The organism is Variovorax paradoxus, assembly GCF_902712855.1.
Classification (GTDB): Bacteria; Pseudomonadota; Gammaproteobacteria; order Burkholderiales; family Burkholderiaceae_C; genus Variovorax; species Variovorax paradoxus_Q.
On record NZ_LR743508.1, the window covers coordinates 1490832 to 1506581 of the forward strand.

Below are 15750 nucleotides of genomic sequence, written 5' to 3' on the forward strand. Positions count from 1 at the left end.
CAGGCCCCGCAAGGCCTGTGCGCGCGATGCGGATTCGATGCTCGCTCGCGCGCGGGCAGCAGCGCGTGGCTCGAGAACCGCTCCACCGCCACGACCGGACATCGACGTGGTCGCCAATGACGGGGCGTGAACTCCGCCCCCGCAGGAGCTGTCCTGCGTGGCTTCGGGTTCGGTGGCGCCGCAGCGGCGCAGGCCTCCCTTCGAGCGAGAAGGGCGAGGGCCAGCGGTTTTAGAAGTCGATGGACGCCGACAGCATCAGCGTGCGGGGCGCACCCACGGTCGCATAGCCGGTCGTCGTCACCCAGTACGACTTGTTGGTCGCGTTTTCCAGGTTGGCACGCAGCACCACCGGCTTGCCGCCCATCTTGACCACGTAGCGGGCACCCAGGTCCACGCGCGTCCAGCTCGGCATGCGCAGCAGGTTGGCCGCGTCGTAGTACAGCGACGAGGTGTTGATGACGCGGCCGTTCAGGCTCAGCCCCGGCACCCACGGCAGGTCCCAGTCGAGGCCGATGTTGAAGGTGCGGTCCGGCACGCCGTTCGCGTCGTTGCCCTGGTTCACGCCGCCCGGTGTGCGGGTGAGCTTCGCGTCGTTGAACGATGCGCTGGCCATGGCGCGCAGGCCGCGCTGGATTTCGCCGTACGCGGTGAACTCGATGCCGCGGTTGCGCTGCTCGCCGCCGAAGCTGTAGACCAGGGTCGTCGGATCGGTCTGCGCGTTGGGCTTGCGGATGTCGTACAGGGCGACCTGGGTCATGAGGGTGCCCCAGTCCACCTTGACGCCCACTTCGTATTGCTTCGACTTCTGCGGTGCGAACACTTCGCCGCGGTTGGCCGTGGTCGGGCCCGCAACGCCGCCGGCCGTCAGGCCCGCGGTGTAGTTGCCGTAGATGGAAATGTTCTGCTGCGGCTTCAACACCACGCCGACCAGCGGCGTCACCGAGCTGGCGTCGTAGGCCGTCGAGCCGTTGACGCTCTTCTGGTTGATGGTCTGGTCGCGCAGGCCGACGGTCGCGAGGAGGCGGTCGCCGAAGAAGCTCATCGTGTCGGCGATGGCGACGCTGGACTGCACCAGTTCGGCCGACTTGCTCGGCTGGCCGCGCGGGAAGTTGATGGCCGGCAGCGGCGACGGGTTGTAGATGTTGGAGGCGGCTGCGGCGGTGGTCAGCTGGTAGAAGTAGCCGGTTTCGCGCTCCATGCGGTTGCCCGCCACCACCACGGTGTGGCCGATGCTGCCGGTCTTGAATTTCGTGCGGATGCCGATCTCGCCGGACGAAGTCTGGTTGTATTCGTCGTAGTAGCCGTTGCGCACGGTGAAGTTGCCCAGCGTGTTGATGCGCTGCACGGCGGTCGGGAAGCCCTGGTTGCTGGTCACGTCGCTGTAGCCCACGCTGCCGTAGACCATCGTGCTGTCGCTGATGTCGTACTCGAGCCGCGAGATCACGGTCTTGGCCTTGTCCGTCAGCTGTGCGCCCGGATAGAAGGTCGAGCGGCTGTCGGGCGGGGTCGGCACCTGCGTGATGCCCGCGAGGAATGCGCTCTGGGGGCGGAATTCGTTGGTCCGGCCGCTGGTGTAGAGGCCGTCCATCGACCAGCGCAGGCGGTCGCCCGCGTAGTCGAGCCCGATCGAGCCGAGCCCCAGGCGCTGGCGGCCGCCGTCGATGTTGCCTTCGCCGTTGCGCCACACGCCGTTGACGCGCACGCCCCATTGGTTGTCCTGCCCGAAGCGGCGGCCCACGTCCAGGTGGGTGCCGAACTGGCGGTCGCCCATGTAGGTGCCGGTCAGGCGCGTGAGCGGCACGTCGGCCGCGCGCTTGGTCACCACGTTGATGCTGCCGCCGACGCTGCCGTTGGGGCCCACGCCGTTCGTGAGCGAACCGGGGCCCTTGAGCACTTCGACGCGCTCGAGCATTTCCACCGGCATGCGGGTCGAGGGTGCCAGGCCGTAGAGGCCGTTCATGCTCACGTCGCGCGAGCCGACCGAGAAGCCGCGGATCTGGAAGTCGTCGCCGTAGCCGCCGCGTGCCTGGAGCGTGCGCACCGACGCGTCGTTCATCACCACGTCGGAGATCGTGATGCCCTGCTGGTTCTCGATCAGCTCGGAGGTGTAGTTGGTCGTGCTGAAGGGCACGTTCATCAGGTCGGTGATGCCCAGGATGCCGAGGCTGCCGCCGCGCGCGAGCTGGCCGCCCGAGTAGGTCTTCTGCAGGCCGCCGATGGATTGCGCCTGATCGGTCACGACGACCTCCTGCAGGCTGGTGCCCGTGCTGCTGGTGGTGGTCGCGTTGTCAGCGGTGCCGGTCGCGGTCTGTGCCATGGCGCCGACGGCCAGCAATGCGAGCGAACCGCCGAGGCACTGACGTGCCAGTTGCGCCAAGGGCTTCAGTGCAAAGAAGGAATTTGTGCGCGGAGCGCGGCCGAGCGAAGAAGGCATCAGTAGAGCTAAAGGGGACAGTGAAAACCGCCTGTGCGGCAAGAGAAGGAAGCGCGTCTCGCATCGCGAAGGACGGCTTCTTGCGGACATTGCCAATTGCCGTTCAGAGCAAATAACAATCATTCTCAATTGTAAGTTTTGAATGCTGCAGGACGGGAAATCCCAGACGAGATGCAGGCCGAATGTTGTGCACATGTAACAGCTGCACCGTCAGTCGCGCCGCGTTCTCGCCCGCATCGCTGATGCATGCACCCGGGCCGCGACGCTGGAGTTCGTGCAACCGCTTCCGGCTGTTCGCGGCAACGAGCGCTCCGGTGCGCAGGCACGCCGTGACCGGACAGGGCCGCCACGGCCCGCCCGCCGCTGCGGCAGAATCCGGCGACGACCGGTCATCCCTTGCGGCAGCGCCGTGCAGGGGCAGTCGGTCTTCAGCAGCACCGGCGCGACATGCGTCGCCGCCGCCGCAGACAACCCACCATTGGCTTCGATGTCAGAAGAACTGCAGCCCGGAATGTCGGCACCGATGGCAAGCGCCGGGAGCTTGCGGCGGCTGACGTTCCGCGTCGGCCGCTGGCCGCTCGCGCTGGCAGTGGCGCTGATCCTGGCGGTATGGGTGGCGGCGTTGATGGAGCCGCCCACGCTGCCCAGCGGCGCGATCCTGATGCTGGACGAGGCGAGCGCCGTCCTGCGGCCCGACGGCCGCGCGCCGCACGAAGGGCCCGTGCGCCTCTCCAGGCGATGGGACGCGCAGTACCCCGGCCTCGGCGGCAGCGCCACCTACCGCATCGAATTGCCGGCGCACACCGGCCCGGAGCCGATGGCGCTCCTGTTCTCGCGCGTCGGCAGCCAGGTCGAGGTGCGCGTGAACGACGGCCTCGTGCAGCGCTGGGGCCAGCTCGGCGACCCGCTCTTCGATGCCTCGAAGCATCCGGTGATGGCCGTGGTGCCCGCCGCGCTGCTGCACGCCGACCGGCCGAACGAACTGCGTGTCGACGTAACCATCCAGCCCCAGCGCCTGGGCGGGCTGTCGACCCTGCACTACGGGCCGCGCGCGCTGATCGAGCCCGTCTACGACACCAGCCGGCGCTGGCGCGAACTCGCATGGCTGGTGTTCGCAGTCGGCTTGTCGGGCATGGGCATCCTGACGGGCGCGCTGTGGCTGCGTCAGCGGCAGCCGATGTACGGATGGTTCAGCCTGGGCGCGCTGATCGGCACCTTGCGCATCGTCGATCGCGCCTGGGCCGACATTCCGGTGCCATGGCCGATGCTGGGCGCCCTGGCTGCGACGTGCTACCTGTCGCACATGGTGCTGATGTGCCGCTTTTCCGTGCTCGCGACCGGCACCGCGCCGCACAGGCTCGAGCGTGCGATGGACGCGGCGATCTTCCTCGGCGCGGCGCTCACGGCTTCCTCGTTCGCGCTGCACAGGCCGGTGCTGTTCACGCTGGGCCTTTGCACGGTGGTGCCCGTTTCGTTGGCGTCGCTCTGGCTGTGCGTGCGGCGGGCGTGGTCGGGTCCGGACGCGGGGGTGGGAGCGTGGCTGCTGACCCTGGCGCTCGCCGGCTCCATCGCAGCGGGGCTGCACGACCTGCTGGCGGTGCGCATCTCGAGCGCCAGCGGGCTGCGCCACACCTATCTGCAGCATGCGATGTTCGCCTTCGTTCCCATCATGGGCTGGCTCATCGCGGAGCGCTACAGCCGCACGGCGGCCAGCTTCCACGCGCTCAACGCCCACCTCGCGCAACGGGTCGAGGAGCGCGAGCGGCAGCTGACCGAGGCTTTCGAGGTGATGCGCGCACAGCAGCAGGACCAGGCCGTGTCCAACGAGCGGCAGCGGATCATGCGCGAGATCCACGACGGCGTCGGCTCTCAGCTCGTGGCCCTGCTCAACATGGTGGGGCGGCCCGGCACGCCTTCGCAGGCGCTGCGCGAGCATGTGCAGCTGGCTCTCGACGAAATACGCATGGCCATCGATTCGATGCAGACGGCCAACGACGACCTGATGACCGTGCTGGCAACGCTGCGCTACCGGCTGCAGTCGCGGCTGGAGGCGGCGGGCATCGAGGTGAAATGGGACGTGGTGGACCTCTCCGAAGTCAGCGAGCTGTCGCCCAACGTGGTCATGCACATCCAGCGGATCCTGCTCGAAGCCTTCACCAACGTGCTCAAGCATGCGCAGGCGACGCAGATCACGGTGCAGGCGAGGCTGCACAGCGAAGCCCACGTGTCGCCGCACGCACCGCGCGCGAGCAGCGCGACGGTTGCGACCATCTCGATCGCGGACGACGGCATCGGCCTCGGCGCCCGCCGGCACCGCGAGCCCGCGGATGCAGCACAGGCCCACGGCGGGCAGGGCCTGGACAACATGCGCTTCAGGGCCAACCTGATCGGCGCGACGCTGCAGATCGACGAGCCCGCGCAGGGAGGCACGCGCGTCACGCTCGCATTGCACCTTCCGCGCACTCCTGTCGAAGATCCCGCGCTTCGGGCGCTCTGAATGCGCGACGGCACGTTCGTGCCTCTATGATCCCGGCGGTCGTGCGCGGCGGGCCGAAGCCCAGTCCTACGCCGCTATTTAAGGCAGCGTCCTTGCCTGAATCATTGGGAGTCTGATCGATGTGGAGCATCCTGGCCGATCTTTTCGTCGGCGTGTTCGATTTCATTCTCGATGTCCTGCTGCTGCGCCGCGTGCGCAGCAAGCGCGGGCGCCGCGAACGCAGCATGAGCGAAGACGCGTTCCAGGTCGCACGCTTGGACTTCGTCACGATGATCGTCATCGGGCTGGCCTGTGCCGGACTGATGCTGCTTCTGTCGCTCGGCTTCGGCCTGCCCGCGGGCCTGAGCATCGGGATCGGCATCGCCGTCGGCGTCGGCTGGGGCACGTGGCGCTACCTGCAGCTGCTTCGCTAGGCAACGCGAAGCTGCCGTTGGCCCCGGTCCACGAGGTCGCCATGCCGGCGCAGCAGACATGAGCGTCGACGGTCCCCTTGAGCTCGACGTGCAACGCCGATCAGGCAGCGAGGTCAGGTGTTCTGCAGCACCGGCGCCGGCAGGAACAGCGGCTGCGAGGCAGCCTCCAGCCGTTGCGCCACGGCATGCAGCAGTGCGTCGGCAAAACCGCCCACGGCCCTTGCGTCCTTGCGCGCGCTGGTCGTCACGCGGGGCTTCGCGCTCCATGCGACCGAAGCGCCGCTGGCCACCAGCGCATCGACCAGCGCCACGTCTTCGCTGCAGGCGAGGTGCCTGAAGCCGCCGACGCGCCGGTAGGCCTCGGTCGACACGCCGAGGTTGGCGCCGTGCACATGCGAGTGCCCATGGTCGTCGTTGTACGTCTGCATGAAATGCGATGCCAGCAGCGCCGCGTGGCGGCCATGCGGTGTCCAGTCGGCAACGCCGACCGTGCCGCACACGGCGTCGGCCTGCAGTGACAGCTGGTCGGCCAACCATGAGGGCGACACCACCGTGTCGGCGTCGGTGAAGGCCAGCCAGCGCGCGCCGCGCAGAATGAGCAATTGCGCGCCCACGGCGCGCGCCATGCCGACATTGCACGCCCGGATGCTCAACGTGGTCGCGCCGCTCGCGTTGGCGATCACGCCCGTGGCGTCGGTGCACGAGTCCAGCACCACCACGATCTCCACGGGCTCGCCCGCCAGCGCGGGGTGGCTTGCAGCCTCTTTCAGCGACCGCAGGCAGTCGCGAACGAGCGCTTCTTCGTTGTGGGCGGGTACGACGATGCCGATCATCTGACAGGGCCTTTTCCTTCGACGCATCTGCTGCGGGTTGCAGCGGTGAGGTTGTTGCGCCTGGTTCATCCGTAGCGTTGGGCCGGGGCGCAGCGGCAGTCGTCAGCGTACGCGCGGTGCGCTTGTAGGTGCGCACACGGTTCGCGCGGGGGGCCGGCGGGCGGCAGGCGATGCGCACCGACGCGCGCCGGGCAAGTCAGGCGCGCACGATTTCGCGAGTCATCGGCACCCACGCGGCTGTCTCCTACACCGCGGCAGCAATGCCGCACACAGCATCGCCGCCTTTCCACCAGCCCACGAGCAAACCATGGCCAAGAAACCCACTGCTTCACCCGTTGCAAGCGCAGCCGAGATCGACGCGGCGCGCGCCGCAGCCCGCAACACCGACAGCGGACCCGCGGGTCCGGCGCCCGCGGCCGCGGGCAAGGGCGATGCGCCTGCTCAAAAGGCCATCGACACGCAGGCGCTTGCCGCCGGCATGCCCGCCAACGTCAACAAGCCGCTCGAGCATGGCGAGTCCAATGCGGCGTCGACCCCTGCCGGCGTGACGGTGGCGCCGCCGTCGCACCTGCCGGGCGTGAGCACGCTGTCCGAGGCCAATCGGTCGGACAAGACGGGCGGCCCCGCGGCCGAGGCGGTGAACGCGACCATCGGCACGCTCGACCGCGTGCGCGTCGACTCGACCGGCCAGGTGCTCACGACCAACCAGGGCGTGCACATCGCAGACAACCAGAACTCGCTGAAGGCAGGCGCGCGCGGCCCGGCCCTGCTCGAGGACTTCATCCTGCGCGAGAAGATCACGCACTTCGACCACGAGCGCATTCCCGAGCGCATCGTGCATGCGCGCGGCTCGGGCGCGCACGGCTTCTTCGAGGCCTACGAGCCGCTCACGCAATACACCAGGGCCGCTCCCTTCAAGGAGGCCGGCAAGGTCACGCCGGTGTTCGTGCGCTTCTCCACCGTGGCCGGCGAGCGCGGCTCCAAGGACACCGCGCGCGACGTGCGCGGCTTCGCGGTGAAGTTCTACACCGACGAGGGCAACTGGGATCTCGTGGGCAACAACATGCCGGTGTTCTTCATCCAGGACGCGATGAAGTTCCCCGACCTCGTGCACGCGGTGAAGCCCGAACCGCACCACCAGATGCCGCAGGCCGCGAGCGCGCACGACACCTTCTGGGACTTCGTCTCGCTGATGCCCGAGTCGACCCACATGCTCATGTGGCAGATGTCCGACCGCGCCATTCCGCGCAGCTACCGCATGATGCAGGGCTTCGGCGTGCACACCTTCCGGCTGGTGAACGAGGCTGGCGAGAGCTTCCTGGTCAAGTTCCACTGGCAGCCGAAGCTCGGCACGCATTCGCTGGTGTGGGAAGAGGCGGTGAAGATCTCGGGCGCCGACCCGGACTTCCACCGGCGCGACCTCTGGGAGGCGATCGAGGCCGGCGAGTACCCCGAGTGGGAGCTGGGCCTGCAGATCTTCACCGAGGAGCAGGCCGAGCAGTTCAGCTTCGACATCCTCGACGCGACCAAGATCGTTCCCGAGGAACTGGTGCCGGTGCAGATCGTGGGCCGCATGGTGCTCAACCGCAACCCCGACAACTTCTTTGCCGAGACCGAGCAGGTGGCGTTCTGCACCGCGCACATCGTCCCCGGCCTGGACTTCACCAACGACCCGCTGCTGGCCGGGCGCATCCACTCGTACGTGGACACGCAGATCAGCCGGCTCGGCGGCCCCAACTTCCACGAGCTGCCGATCAACGCGCCGATCGCGCAGGTGCACAACAACCAGCGCGACGGCATGCACCGCCAGGCGATCCATCGCGGCCGCGTGGCCTACGAGCCGAACTCGCTGGCCGGCGGCTGCCCGTTCCAGGCCGGTGCGGCACAGGGCTTCGCGAGCATCGCGCGGCGCCTGGACGCGAAGGAAAGCGCGGACAAGGTGCGCATCAAGCCCGAGAAATTTGCCGACCACTACACGCAGGCGAGGCTGTTCTTCCAGAGCCAGACCGAGGTGGAGCAGGTGCACATCGGCAACGCGTTCCGTTTCGAGCTGTCCAAGGTCACCGTGCCCGCGATCCGCGAGCGCGTGGTGGCGAGCCTGCTGAACGCGGTGCCCGAACTGGCGCAACGCCTCGCGCAGGACCTCGGCATGCAGCTGCCGGCGCCGATGCCCAAGGCGCTCGAAACGCCGGCGGCGCCGGAGGTCGAGCAGTCGCCCGCGCTGTCGCTCATGGCACGTCCCGGCGACGGCGGCATCCGCACGCGCAAGGTGGCGGTGCTCGTGGCCAACGGTGTGGAAGGCGCGTCGCTGCAGAAGCTGGTGTCGGCGCTGGTGGCCGCCGGCGCGGTGCCCCGGCTCGTCGGCGCGCGGCTGGGAACCTGCGCAGGTGCGGGCGGTGAGAAGTTCGCCGTCGACGCAACGATGGAGAACTCGCCCGGCTTCCTGTTCGACGCGCTGGTGCTGCCGGACGGCGCGCCCGCTGTCGAGGCACTCGACGCCGACGCACACACGCTTGAGTTCCTGCGCGACCAGTACTGGCATTGCAAGACCATCCTGGCGCTGGGCGCGTCCGATGCGCTCCTGGCAGAGGCGCAGATACCGCTCACGATGCCCGACGGAGCGGCCGATCCCGGCCTCATCCTCGCCGATGCTGCCGGCGCCGACGATGCGATCGAGGCGTTCATCGCGGCCATGGGCCAGCACCGTCACTTCGGGCGGGAGAACGATCCCCCGAAGGCCTGAACGCTGGCGCGACGCATCGGCCCGGAACGAGGGGGCGGGCGTGTCGCGCGCGGCAGGGCGGGCAGCTCGAACGATCTGCACGCGCAAGTGCTGCAGCTCGCGATCGAGGCGGAGAGCGTTCTGGCCTGTTTCCGTCAGGCGCACCGGTCGCACGGCGAGCGACCGGTCGATGCGCTCCAGTTGCCCCGCAGCGTGAGCGGAACGCGCGACGACATCCAGGCTTGATCGCGGCGGTCACATGTGGCTCGCCGCGCCTGCTGCGCAGCGGAATCCTTCAGACGTGACCCTGTATCCACGCGCACGCGGTGTGAACTGGACACTCGCGTGGCAGGCGCCAAAAAAAGAGAACCCGCAGTGCGGGTTCAATGAGACAGCGCAGGGTTGGAAGTGGTCGGATGCTGCCTCGAGCAAAAAATAAGTAATGGTGATGTCGCGATGCGTAGGACAACCACCTTTCCTGCCGGGCTTGACGGCTGTCGAAAAGCCCGCCTGTCGACATTGCGTTGGACACGCTGCCGCCGCACGGGTACCTTCGACATCACTTTCTACGAGCGCCAAACATCAATCCCGATGCCACGCCCGGTACGGGAGTGGGTCATGGATGGCATCACCTTCGTCCACGAAGGCAGATCAGGTCGTTGGGTCTGCACACTCCGCAGCATGAGTGCGCCGGAAGCCGGCTTCTCGGCCTCCGCCGACATCGCACGCAACGGGCAGCTGCAATGCAAGCTGGTGCTCTGCCTTCCCAACACTGCCGGTGCCGACGGCTTCGAGCAACTCCGGCGGAAGTGCATCGCCTGGATCGAGCAGGCCGAGATGAACGGAGTCTCGGCCTGACACTTTCCAACGATGAGGCTCGTGCCCGAATGCGCGGCGGGCGACCCCGAGAGCCGAGGCCCGCGGCCTGCCGGCCGAAGCCCGGCGGAGCCTAGTGGAAGAAGAGCGCGATCAGGATGATGACGGGGATCGGCACGCCAAGGAACAGCAAGAGTAGTGAGCGCATGAAGGTCTCCTTGAAGGTGTTCGTTCAGAGGTCGCGGCGGCGGCCGCCGTAGGTCGCTGCGAAGCTGGCGACGAAGGCCCCGATGAGCATCGACACCACCAGCCAGAGTGCGCCATAGGCGGACGCCTTGCGTGCGGCATCGGCCGCTTCCCTGGCCTTGGTCTCTGCATTCCTGAGCGCGGCCTGGGCCTTGGCGTAGGTGTCGTTCACGCGCTTCTCCGCGTCCTGCTGGCTCAAGCCGGTGCGCTGCGCCACGACCTGGCCGACGTACTTCGCGTCCTCGGGCGGCAGTGCGCCGGTGCGGATGCTGTTCAGGAAGATGCGGCTGACCTCGGCGCTGGTCGCGGCCGTGCCGCGTTCGGGCGCCATGGACGGCGTGCCTGATGCAGACGGCATGGACGAGGTCGAAGATGTGCCGGATGTGCCGGTGGCATCGCTCGGGGCCGGCGCCGGGCTGGCCGGATCGCGCCGGAAGAGCGAGTCGATGAAGTAGCCGGTGGGGTCAGAAGCCGAGTCCGTGCCCGAGCGCGACGCTGCCATGCCCGCTCCACCCGCCGCGGTCGCCGCCGCGGTCGCCGCGCCGCCGGCCACCGTGGCGCCTGCCTGTGCACCGGCGCCGAGGATCGAGGCCACGGCGGAGCCGAGCAGCGCTGCAGTCAGAAGGGTGGCCACCGCCCATGCAAGGAAGCCATGCGCGGTGTCGCGGAAGTAGACCTCGTCGGTGTGGATGCCGGCCCACTTCGTGCGCAGCCGTCCGGCCAGGTAACCGCCCATGCCCGATGCCGCGATCTGGGTGAAGCTCAGCCAGAGGATCGTGGCGATGCCGACAGTGGCCGCGCTGGCGCCCTGGCTCGCCCAGGGGCTCACGGACGACATGCCCAGCCCCGTGCCCAGCAGCAACAGCACGAGCGACAGCGCGGCGGCCCCCGCCGCACCCGCGAAGATCGCGCCCCATGAAACACCGCTGGAGGAGGTGTTTCCTTCGATCACGCCGACCGGTGTATTGACGCCGTACTGAGCCATGGCTGCTCCTTGTTGTGGAGCAGGAACTCTCGATCCCGTGCCGCATGGCCTCAGTCGGCGCCGGGCGCCAAGCGCAGTAGGCGGCCACCCCACGCACGGGAGAGTTCGTCAGGCGGCCAGCGACGCTCGCATCGCGTGCGCCGCGCCCGCAGGGCTGGACGCGCGCCGGTGGCTGACGTAGTCCGGATGAAAGCTGCGCCGGGTTCCATCGGGAAACTCGACAGTGATCGCGCTCGTGTCCGATGCGACGACGATGCCGGAGCCGAAGCGCCGGACCCTGACCGGGTCGGTGGGGGCGAAGGCAGGGCTGCTGCGCGTGACGATCGGCTGGGGATCCGCATCGACCACGATCGGCTGCGCTATCGCGGCTTCATGGGCTGCGATGCGCCGGCAGTTGTCGCAGGTGCCGCAGCGCTTCGCGGGCGCCGCCGCGTCGAGGTCGCCCAGCAGCAGCTGCCACCGGCACTGCCCCGATTGCGCATAGGCAAGCATGCGCTCGAGCGTTTCGCGGTCCTGTGCGCGCCGGTCTTTGTAGGCGTCGAGCATCGGGGCGAAGTCGATGCCAGCCGTCTCGTGCTGGCGCAGCGATACATGGCCGAGCCGATCGACCTTCAGCACCTTCTCCTTTCGCAGCAGCGCGATGGCCGACTGCATCTTGGTGCGCGGCCGGTCCAGCGCGTCGATCAGGCTGGCTGCGGTCCAGCCCTGCGGCTCAGGCGGTTCGGCCAGCAACTGGCGATAGATCGCGTCGAGGTCCTCGAGCTGCGGGTAGCGCCCCGCGAGGAAGAACTGCTGCACCGCCCGGTCTTTCGCCTGGAACAGCAGCACGCATCGCGCGACCTGTCCGTCGCGGCCCGCACGCCCAGCCTCCTGGTAGTAGGCATGCACGCTCGATGGCATCTGGCAATGCAGCACGAACCGGATGTCGGGCTTGTCGATGCCCATGCCGAACGCGTTGGTGGCCACCATGACGCGGGCCGTTCCGGCCATGAAAGCCTCCTGCGCCTCGTTGCGCTCGCGCGCGCCGAGCTTGCCGTGGTAGAGCGCGACCGATTCGTCGCGCGCCCTGAGCGCATCGAACGCCTGCTGCGCGGCCTTCACGGTGGCGGCATAGACGATGCCGCAGCCCGAAGCCTGCAGTACGAAATCGACGACGCGCTGCAACCGCTCCTTCTCGTCCGCCATCTGCTCGACCGCGAAGTGCAGGTTGGCGCGGTATGCGCCTGTGTCGATCAACCCGGCGCGTGGAATGCCCAGGCACTTCATGATGTCGGCCGCCACGTCGTCTCCCGCGGTCGCGGTGAGCGCCAGCACGGGCGGGTTGCCGAGCACGCGCAGCGCCGGACCGATCTCCAGGAATGCGGGCCTGAAGTCATGGCCCCATTGCGAGATGCAATGGGCCTCGTCGACCGCGACCAGTGCCACCGGATGCGCGCGCAGGCGCTGGACGAAGGCCGGGTCGGCAAGGCGTTCGGGCGTCGTCAGCACGATGCAGGCACTGCCGCCGTCGATGGCCAGCTCGGCCTGCGCCAGCTCGGCCGAATTCAGCGAGCTGTTGACCTGCACGGCCCGGATGCCACGGCGCTGCAGCTTGTCGCACTGGTCCTTCATCAAGGCGATGAGCGGCGACACCACCACGGTGCGTCCCTGCAGGACCACCGCCGGCAACTGGTAGCACAGCGACTTGCCCGCGCCTGTGGGCATTACCGCCAGCGTGGGCAGGCCTGCCATGACGCGCTCGATGACCTCCGCCTGCCCGGCGCGCAGGCGGGCGTGGCCGAAGACGCGCCGCAGTGCGTCGTCCAGGCCGGCGGCGGTCTGCCCGAACGGCCTCTTTTTCCTGTTACGGGCGTCGGTGGCGCTGCCGGGCATCAGTCGTTCTCTTCGTCTTCGGGCTCGTCGCCCGAGGCCGCGAGTTCAGCGGCCTCGGCGGCTTCGGGGTCGTCGGGCGACGTAAACACTTCGGAAGCGGAATCCGGGAACACGCCCACGCGGTCGGGCAGGATGTCCGCGTTGGTGGCTTCCTCGAGGCCGCCTTCGGCCGAGGGCCGGTCTTCGGTTCCTGCGGCGTCGCTGCCGCTGTCGCTGGAGTCGCTCGGGCCCAGGCTGTCCACGTCGGTGCCCTTGGGTTCGATGGGCGGATGATCGCCGCCCAGAATGCTGCTGGTTGCCATGTCGCAAGTTCCTCGATGGGTGATTCGTTGCTGAACACTGGACGCTTCCGGATGCGTGCGAAGTAGGAGCAGGGCGCGTCCGGGACGATGTCGTGTCTGCGCCGGCGCAAAGGCCGGTGCCGCCGCTTGATGCGGCATGCCATCCCGAGCAGAATCCCTCGCGGATCGCGGGGGCCGTCTGCCCGCTGCGTGCAACAAGATTTCTTCAGGAGGGGGAACCCATGCGTTTGAACTTGAACGGCTTGCGGGCTGGACGTTGTGCGGCTGCCGCGGCCGTGCTTGCAATCTCTTTCGGCGCGGCCCTTGCGGCCGGCAAGGGCGGCCAGGCGGAATGGCAGCAGGACCCTTCGACCGGCTGCCGATTCATCGCGCCCACGTCGCTGACGACCGCGCCGACCTACTGGACCGGCGCCTGCGTGTCCGGCAAGGCCTCGGGCCTCGGCATGCTGCGCACGCGGGTCGGTGCCAAGGCCGGCATTGCCTTCTATGGCGAGTTGCGGGACGGCGTTCCCCTCATCGGTGCCGTGGACTTCGAGTCGGGTTATCAGGTCGGGCGCTTCGTGGACGGTGACATCGGCGCGCACAACACCGAATGGCAGGAGCAGCACGATGGTTTCGAAGCCGCATTGCGTGCGGCACGCATGGTGAGCAAGCACTACAGCAATGCAGGGAACACCGCTTCGGCGCGCTACTACGACCGTGTGGCCAAACAGCTGGACAAGCAGCTGGACCGCGATTGAGCATCCGCGCCACGGCGTCGCAGCGGGCGCCAAAAAAGTGCCCGCACGAGGCGGGCAAACAATCCCCTCAGGTGTCCGCGAAGGACGAAGGATCGAGCGGCCAGTCTAGGGAACGATCGCGGTTCCTGGAATAACCAGAAAGAGGTAGGCCGCCGGCCAGGGCGAGGCCGGCGGCTGCCGTCGGTGCCGCGCTTCAGATCTCGCTGCGTTGCAGCAGGTAGCCCAGCCCGCCGACCCTGAACCAGCGATAGCCGTAGGGCTCCAGCAGCATGCAGTGCCGGCCTTTGCTGTCGGCCTCGCTGTGCGCCTCGGTCAGCAGGTTGATCAGCCGCGCGCCTTCGGTCCCGATCTTGCGTGCGGGCAGTTCGAACTCCAGCGGTTCCTCTGCCAGGTTGTGGACGAACAGGACCGAGTTGTTTCGCCAGTCGTAGCGGATCACCAGCACCTGCGGCGACGGGTGCGCCAGCACCTCGAAGTCGCCCCAGCCCACCTCGGGAATCTCCTTGCGCATGCGCAGTGCGCGCTCCATCCAGTTCATCAGCGACTCGGGGTCGCGCCGCTGCGCAGCGACGTTCACATGCTCGAAGCCGTAGGCGCCGCCGCTGATCACCGGGCGCACCGGCTTGCGCGCGGAGGTGAAGCCGCCGTGCGGCTCGGTCGACCATTGCATGGGCGTGCGCGCGCAGTTGCGCTCAGGCAGGCTCAGGTCGTCGCCCATGCCGATCTCGTCGCCGTAGCGCAGCACCGGCGTGCCGGGCAGCGTGAGCATCAGGCTGTAGGCGAGCTCGAGCCGGCGGCGGTCGCTGCCGAGCATGGGCGCGAGGCGGCGGCGGATGCCGCGGTCGTACAGCTGCATGTCCTTGTCCGGCGCGAAGGCCGCGAACACGCGCTCGCGCTGCGCGCGCGTGAGCCGGCCGAGGTCGAGTTCGTCGTGGTTGCGCAGGAACATGCCCCATTGCGACGTGGCCGGCCGCGGCCGTGTTGCGGCCAGCGCCTTGGCCAGCGGCCGGCTGTCGCCGCTGGCCAAGGCGTAGAACAGGTTCTGGTTGACCTGGAAGTTGAACATCATGTGCAGCCGCTCGCCTTCGTCGCCGAAGTACTGCATGTCGGTCTTCGGCAGCACGTTGGCCTCGCCCAGGATGACGGCGTCGCCCTTGCGCCACTGCATCAGCTCGCGGAACTGGCGCAGCATGTCGTACTGCTCGGGCGCGCCCTTGACCTCCGCGCCCTTCCTGGCGATGACGAACGGCACCGCGTCCATGCGGAAGCCCGACACGCCGAGCTGCGTCCAGAACCCCATGATCTTCAGGATCTCGGCCTGCACCATCGGATGGCTGGTGTTCAGGTCGGGCTGGAAGTCGTAGAAGCGATGGAAATACCAGCGCTTCGCCACCTTGTCGTAGGTCCATGTCGATTTCTGCACGCCGGGAAACACCACGCCGTCGTCCGCGCGCGCGGGCTTGCGGTCCGCCCACACGTACCAGTCGCGGTACTTCGAGCCGGGGTCGCGCCTGGCCTCCTGGAACCAGGGGTGCTGGTCGGAGGTGTGATTCACGACGAGGTCGATCAGCACGCGCATGCCGCGCTGCGCGGCGGCGTGGGTGAATTCGACGAAATCGCCGAGCGTGCCGAAGCGCGGGTCGACGTTGTAGTAGTCGGCCACGTCGTAGCCGTCGTCGCGGCCCGGCGAGGTCTGGAAGGGCATCAGCCAGATGGTGGAGACGCCGAGCCCGTTGAGGTAGTCGAGCCGCCGGGTGAGGCCTTCGAAGTCGCCGCAGCCGTCGCCGTTCGCATCCATGAAGGTTTCGACCGACAGACAGTAGACGACCGCGTTCTTATACCAAAGGTCTTTGATCATGCATTCCTGCTTTCAGGGAAGGACTCGCACAC

The 15750-nt window shown here is 68.3% G+C and carries 12 protein-coding genes; 6 read left to right on the forward strand and 6 right to left on the reverse strand.

All coding sequences use genetic code 11. The features are described 5' to 3' along the window. Positions 1-229 precede the first annotated feature (229 nt). Positions 230-2377 (reverse strand): TonB-dependent siderophore receptor, encoded by a 2148-nt coding sequence (locus tag AACL56_RS33505; protein WP_339094931.1) that lies wholly within the window; start codon positions 2375-2377, stop codon positions 230-232. A 580-nt stretch (positions 2378-2957) separates the two neighbouring features. On the opposite strand from AACL56_RS33505, the gene AACL56_RS33510 reads away from it, so the two are divergent. Together AACL56_RS33510 and AACL56_RS33515 are read left to right on the forward strand one after the other, a co-directional pair. After that, complete coding sequence (locus AACL56_RS33510; RefSeq protein WP_339094933.1) at positions 2958-4931, forward strand: sensor histidine kinase; 1974 nt, start codon at positions 2958-2960, stop codon at positions 4929-4931. Positions 4932-5050: 119 nt separating this feature from the next. Then, positions 5051-5344 (forward strand): hypothetical protein, encoded by a 294-nt coding sequence (locus AACL56_RS33515; protein WP_339094935.1) that lies wholly within the window; start codon positions 5051-5053, stop codon positions 5342-5344. A gap of 113 nt (positions 5345-5457) precedes the next feature. On the opposite strand, the gene AACL56_RS33520 is transcribed toward AACL56_RS33515, so the two are convergent. Next, positions 5458-6177, reverse strand: coding sequence for a glycosyltransferase (locus AACL56_RS33520; protein ID WP_339094937.1), 720 nt, complete (start codon positions 6175-6177; stop codon positions 5458-5460). Positions 6178-6484: 307 nt separating this feature from the next. Here AACL56_RS33520 and AACL56_RS33525 point away from each other — a divergent pair, with 307 nt between their 5' ends. From AACL56_RS33525 to AACL56_RS33535, 3 genes are all read left to right on the forward strand, one after another. Next, positions 6485-8920: a catalase gene (locus tag AACL56_RS33525; protein ID WP_339094939.1), complete on the forward strand. Its 2436-nt coding sequence runs from the start codon at positions 6485-6487 to the stop codon at positions 8918-8920. Positions 8921-9007: 87 nt separating this feature from the next. Beyond that, complete coding sequence (locus AACL56_RS33530) at positions 9008-9145, forward strand: hypothetical protein (protein WP_339094941.1); 138 nt, start codon at positions 9008-9010, stop codon at positions 9143-9145. A 372-nt stretch (positions 9146-9517) separates the two neighbouring features. Continuing rightward, positions 9518-9757 (forward strand): hypothetical protein, encoded by a 240-nt coding sequence (locus AACL56_RS33535; RefSeq protein WP_339094943.1) that lies wholly within the window; start codon positions 9518-9520, stop codon positions 9755-9757. A 190-nt stretch (positions 9758-9947) separates the two neighbouring features. On the opposite strand, the gene AACL56_RS33540 is transcribed toward AACL56_RS33535, so the two are convergent. The 3 genes from AACL56_RS33540 to AACL56_RS33550 form a co-directional block, all read right to left on the reverse strand. Further along, a complete protein-coding gene (locus AACL56_RS33540) occupies positions 9948-10946 on the reverse strand; it encodes a hypothetical protein (RefSeq protein ID WP_339094945.1) in 999 nt (332 codons plus the stop codon). A gap of 108 nt (positions 10947-11054) precedes the next feature. Beyond that, the gene (locus tag AACL56_RS33545; protein WP_339094947.1) at positions 11055-12818 is read right to left on the reverse strand and encodes a RecQ family ATP-dependent DNA helicase; all 1764 of its coding nucleotides are present in this window, start codon (positions 12816-12818) and stop codon (positions 11055-11057) included. Further along, positions 12818-13120: a hypothetical protein gene (locus AACL56_RS33550; RefSeq protein WP_339094949.1), complete on the reverse strand. Its 303-nt coding sequence runs from the start codon at positions 13118-13120 to the stop codon at positions 12818-12820. Before AACL56_RS33550 ends, AACL56_RS33545 begins: the two co-directional genes overlap by 1 nt. 275 nt (positions 13121-13395) lie before the next feature. Between AACL56_RS33550 and AACL56_RS33555 the strand changes: the two genes are divergently transcribed. Continuing rightward, on the forward strand, positions 13396-13860 hold the full coding sequence (locus AACL56_RS33555; protein WP_339094951.1) for a hypothetical protein: 465 nt from the start codon (positions 13396-13398) through the stop codon (positions 13858-13860). A gap of 193 nt (positions 13861-14053) precedes the next feature. Here the strand turns inward: AACL56_RS33555 and AACL56_RS33560 are convergent, their stop codons facing one another. Beyond that, a complete protein-coding gene (locus tag AACL56_RS33560; protein WP_339094953.1) occupies positions 14054-15718 on the reverse strand; it encodes an alpha-amylase family protein in 1665 nt (554 codons plus the stop codon). Positions 15719-15750: the final 32 nt, after the last annotated feature.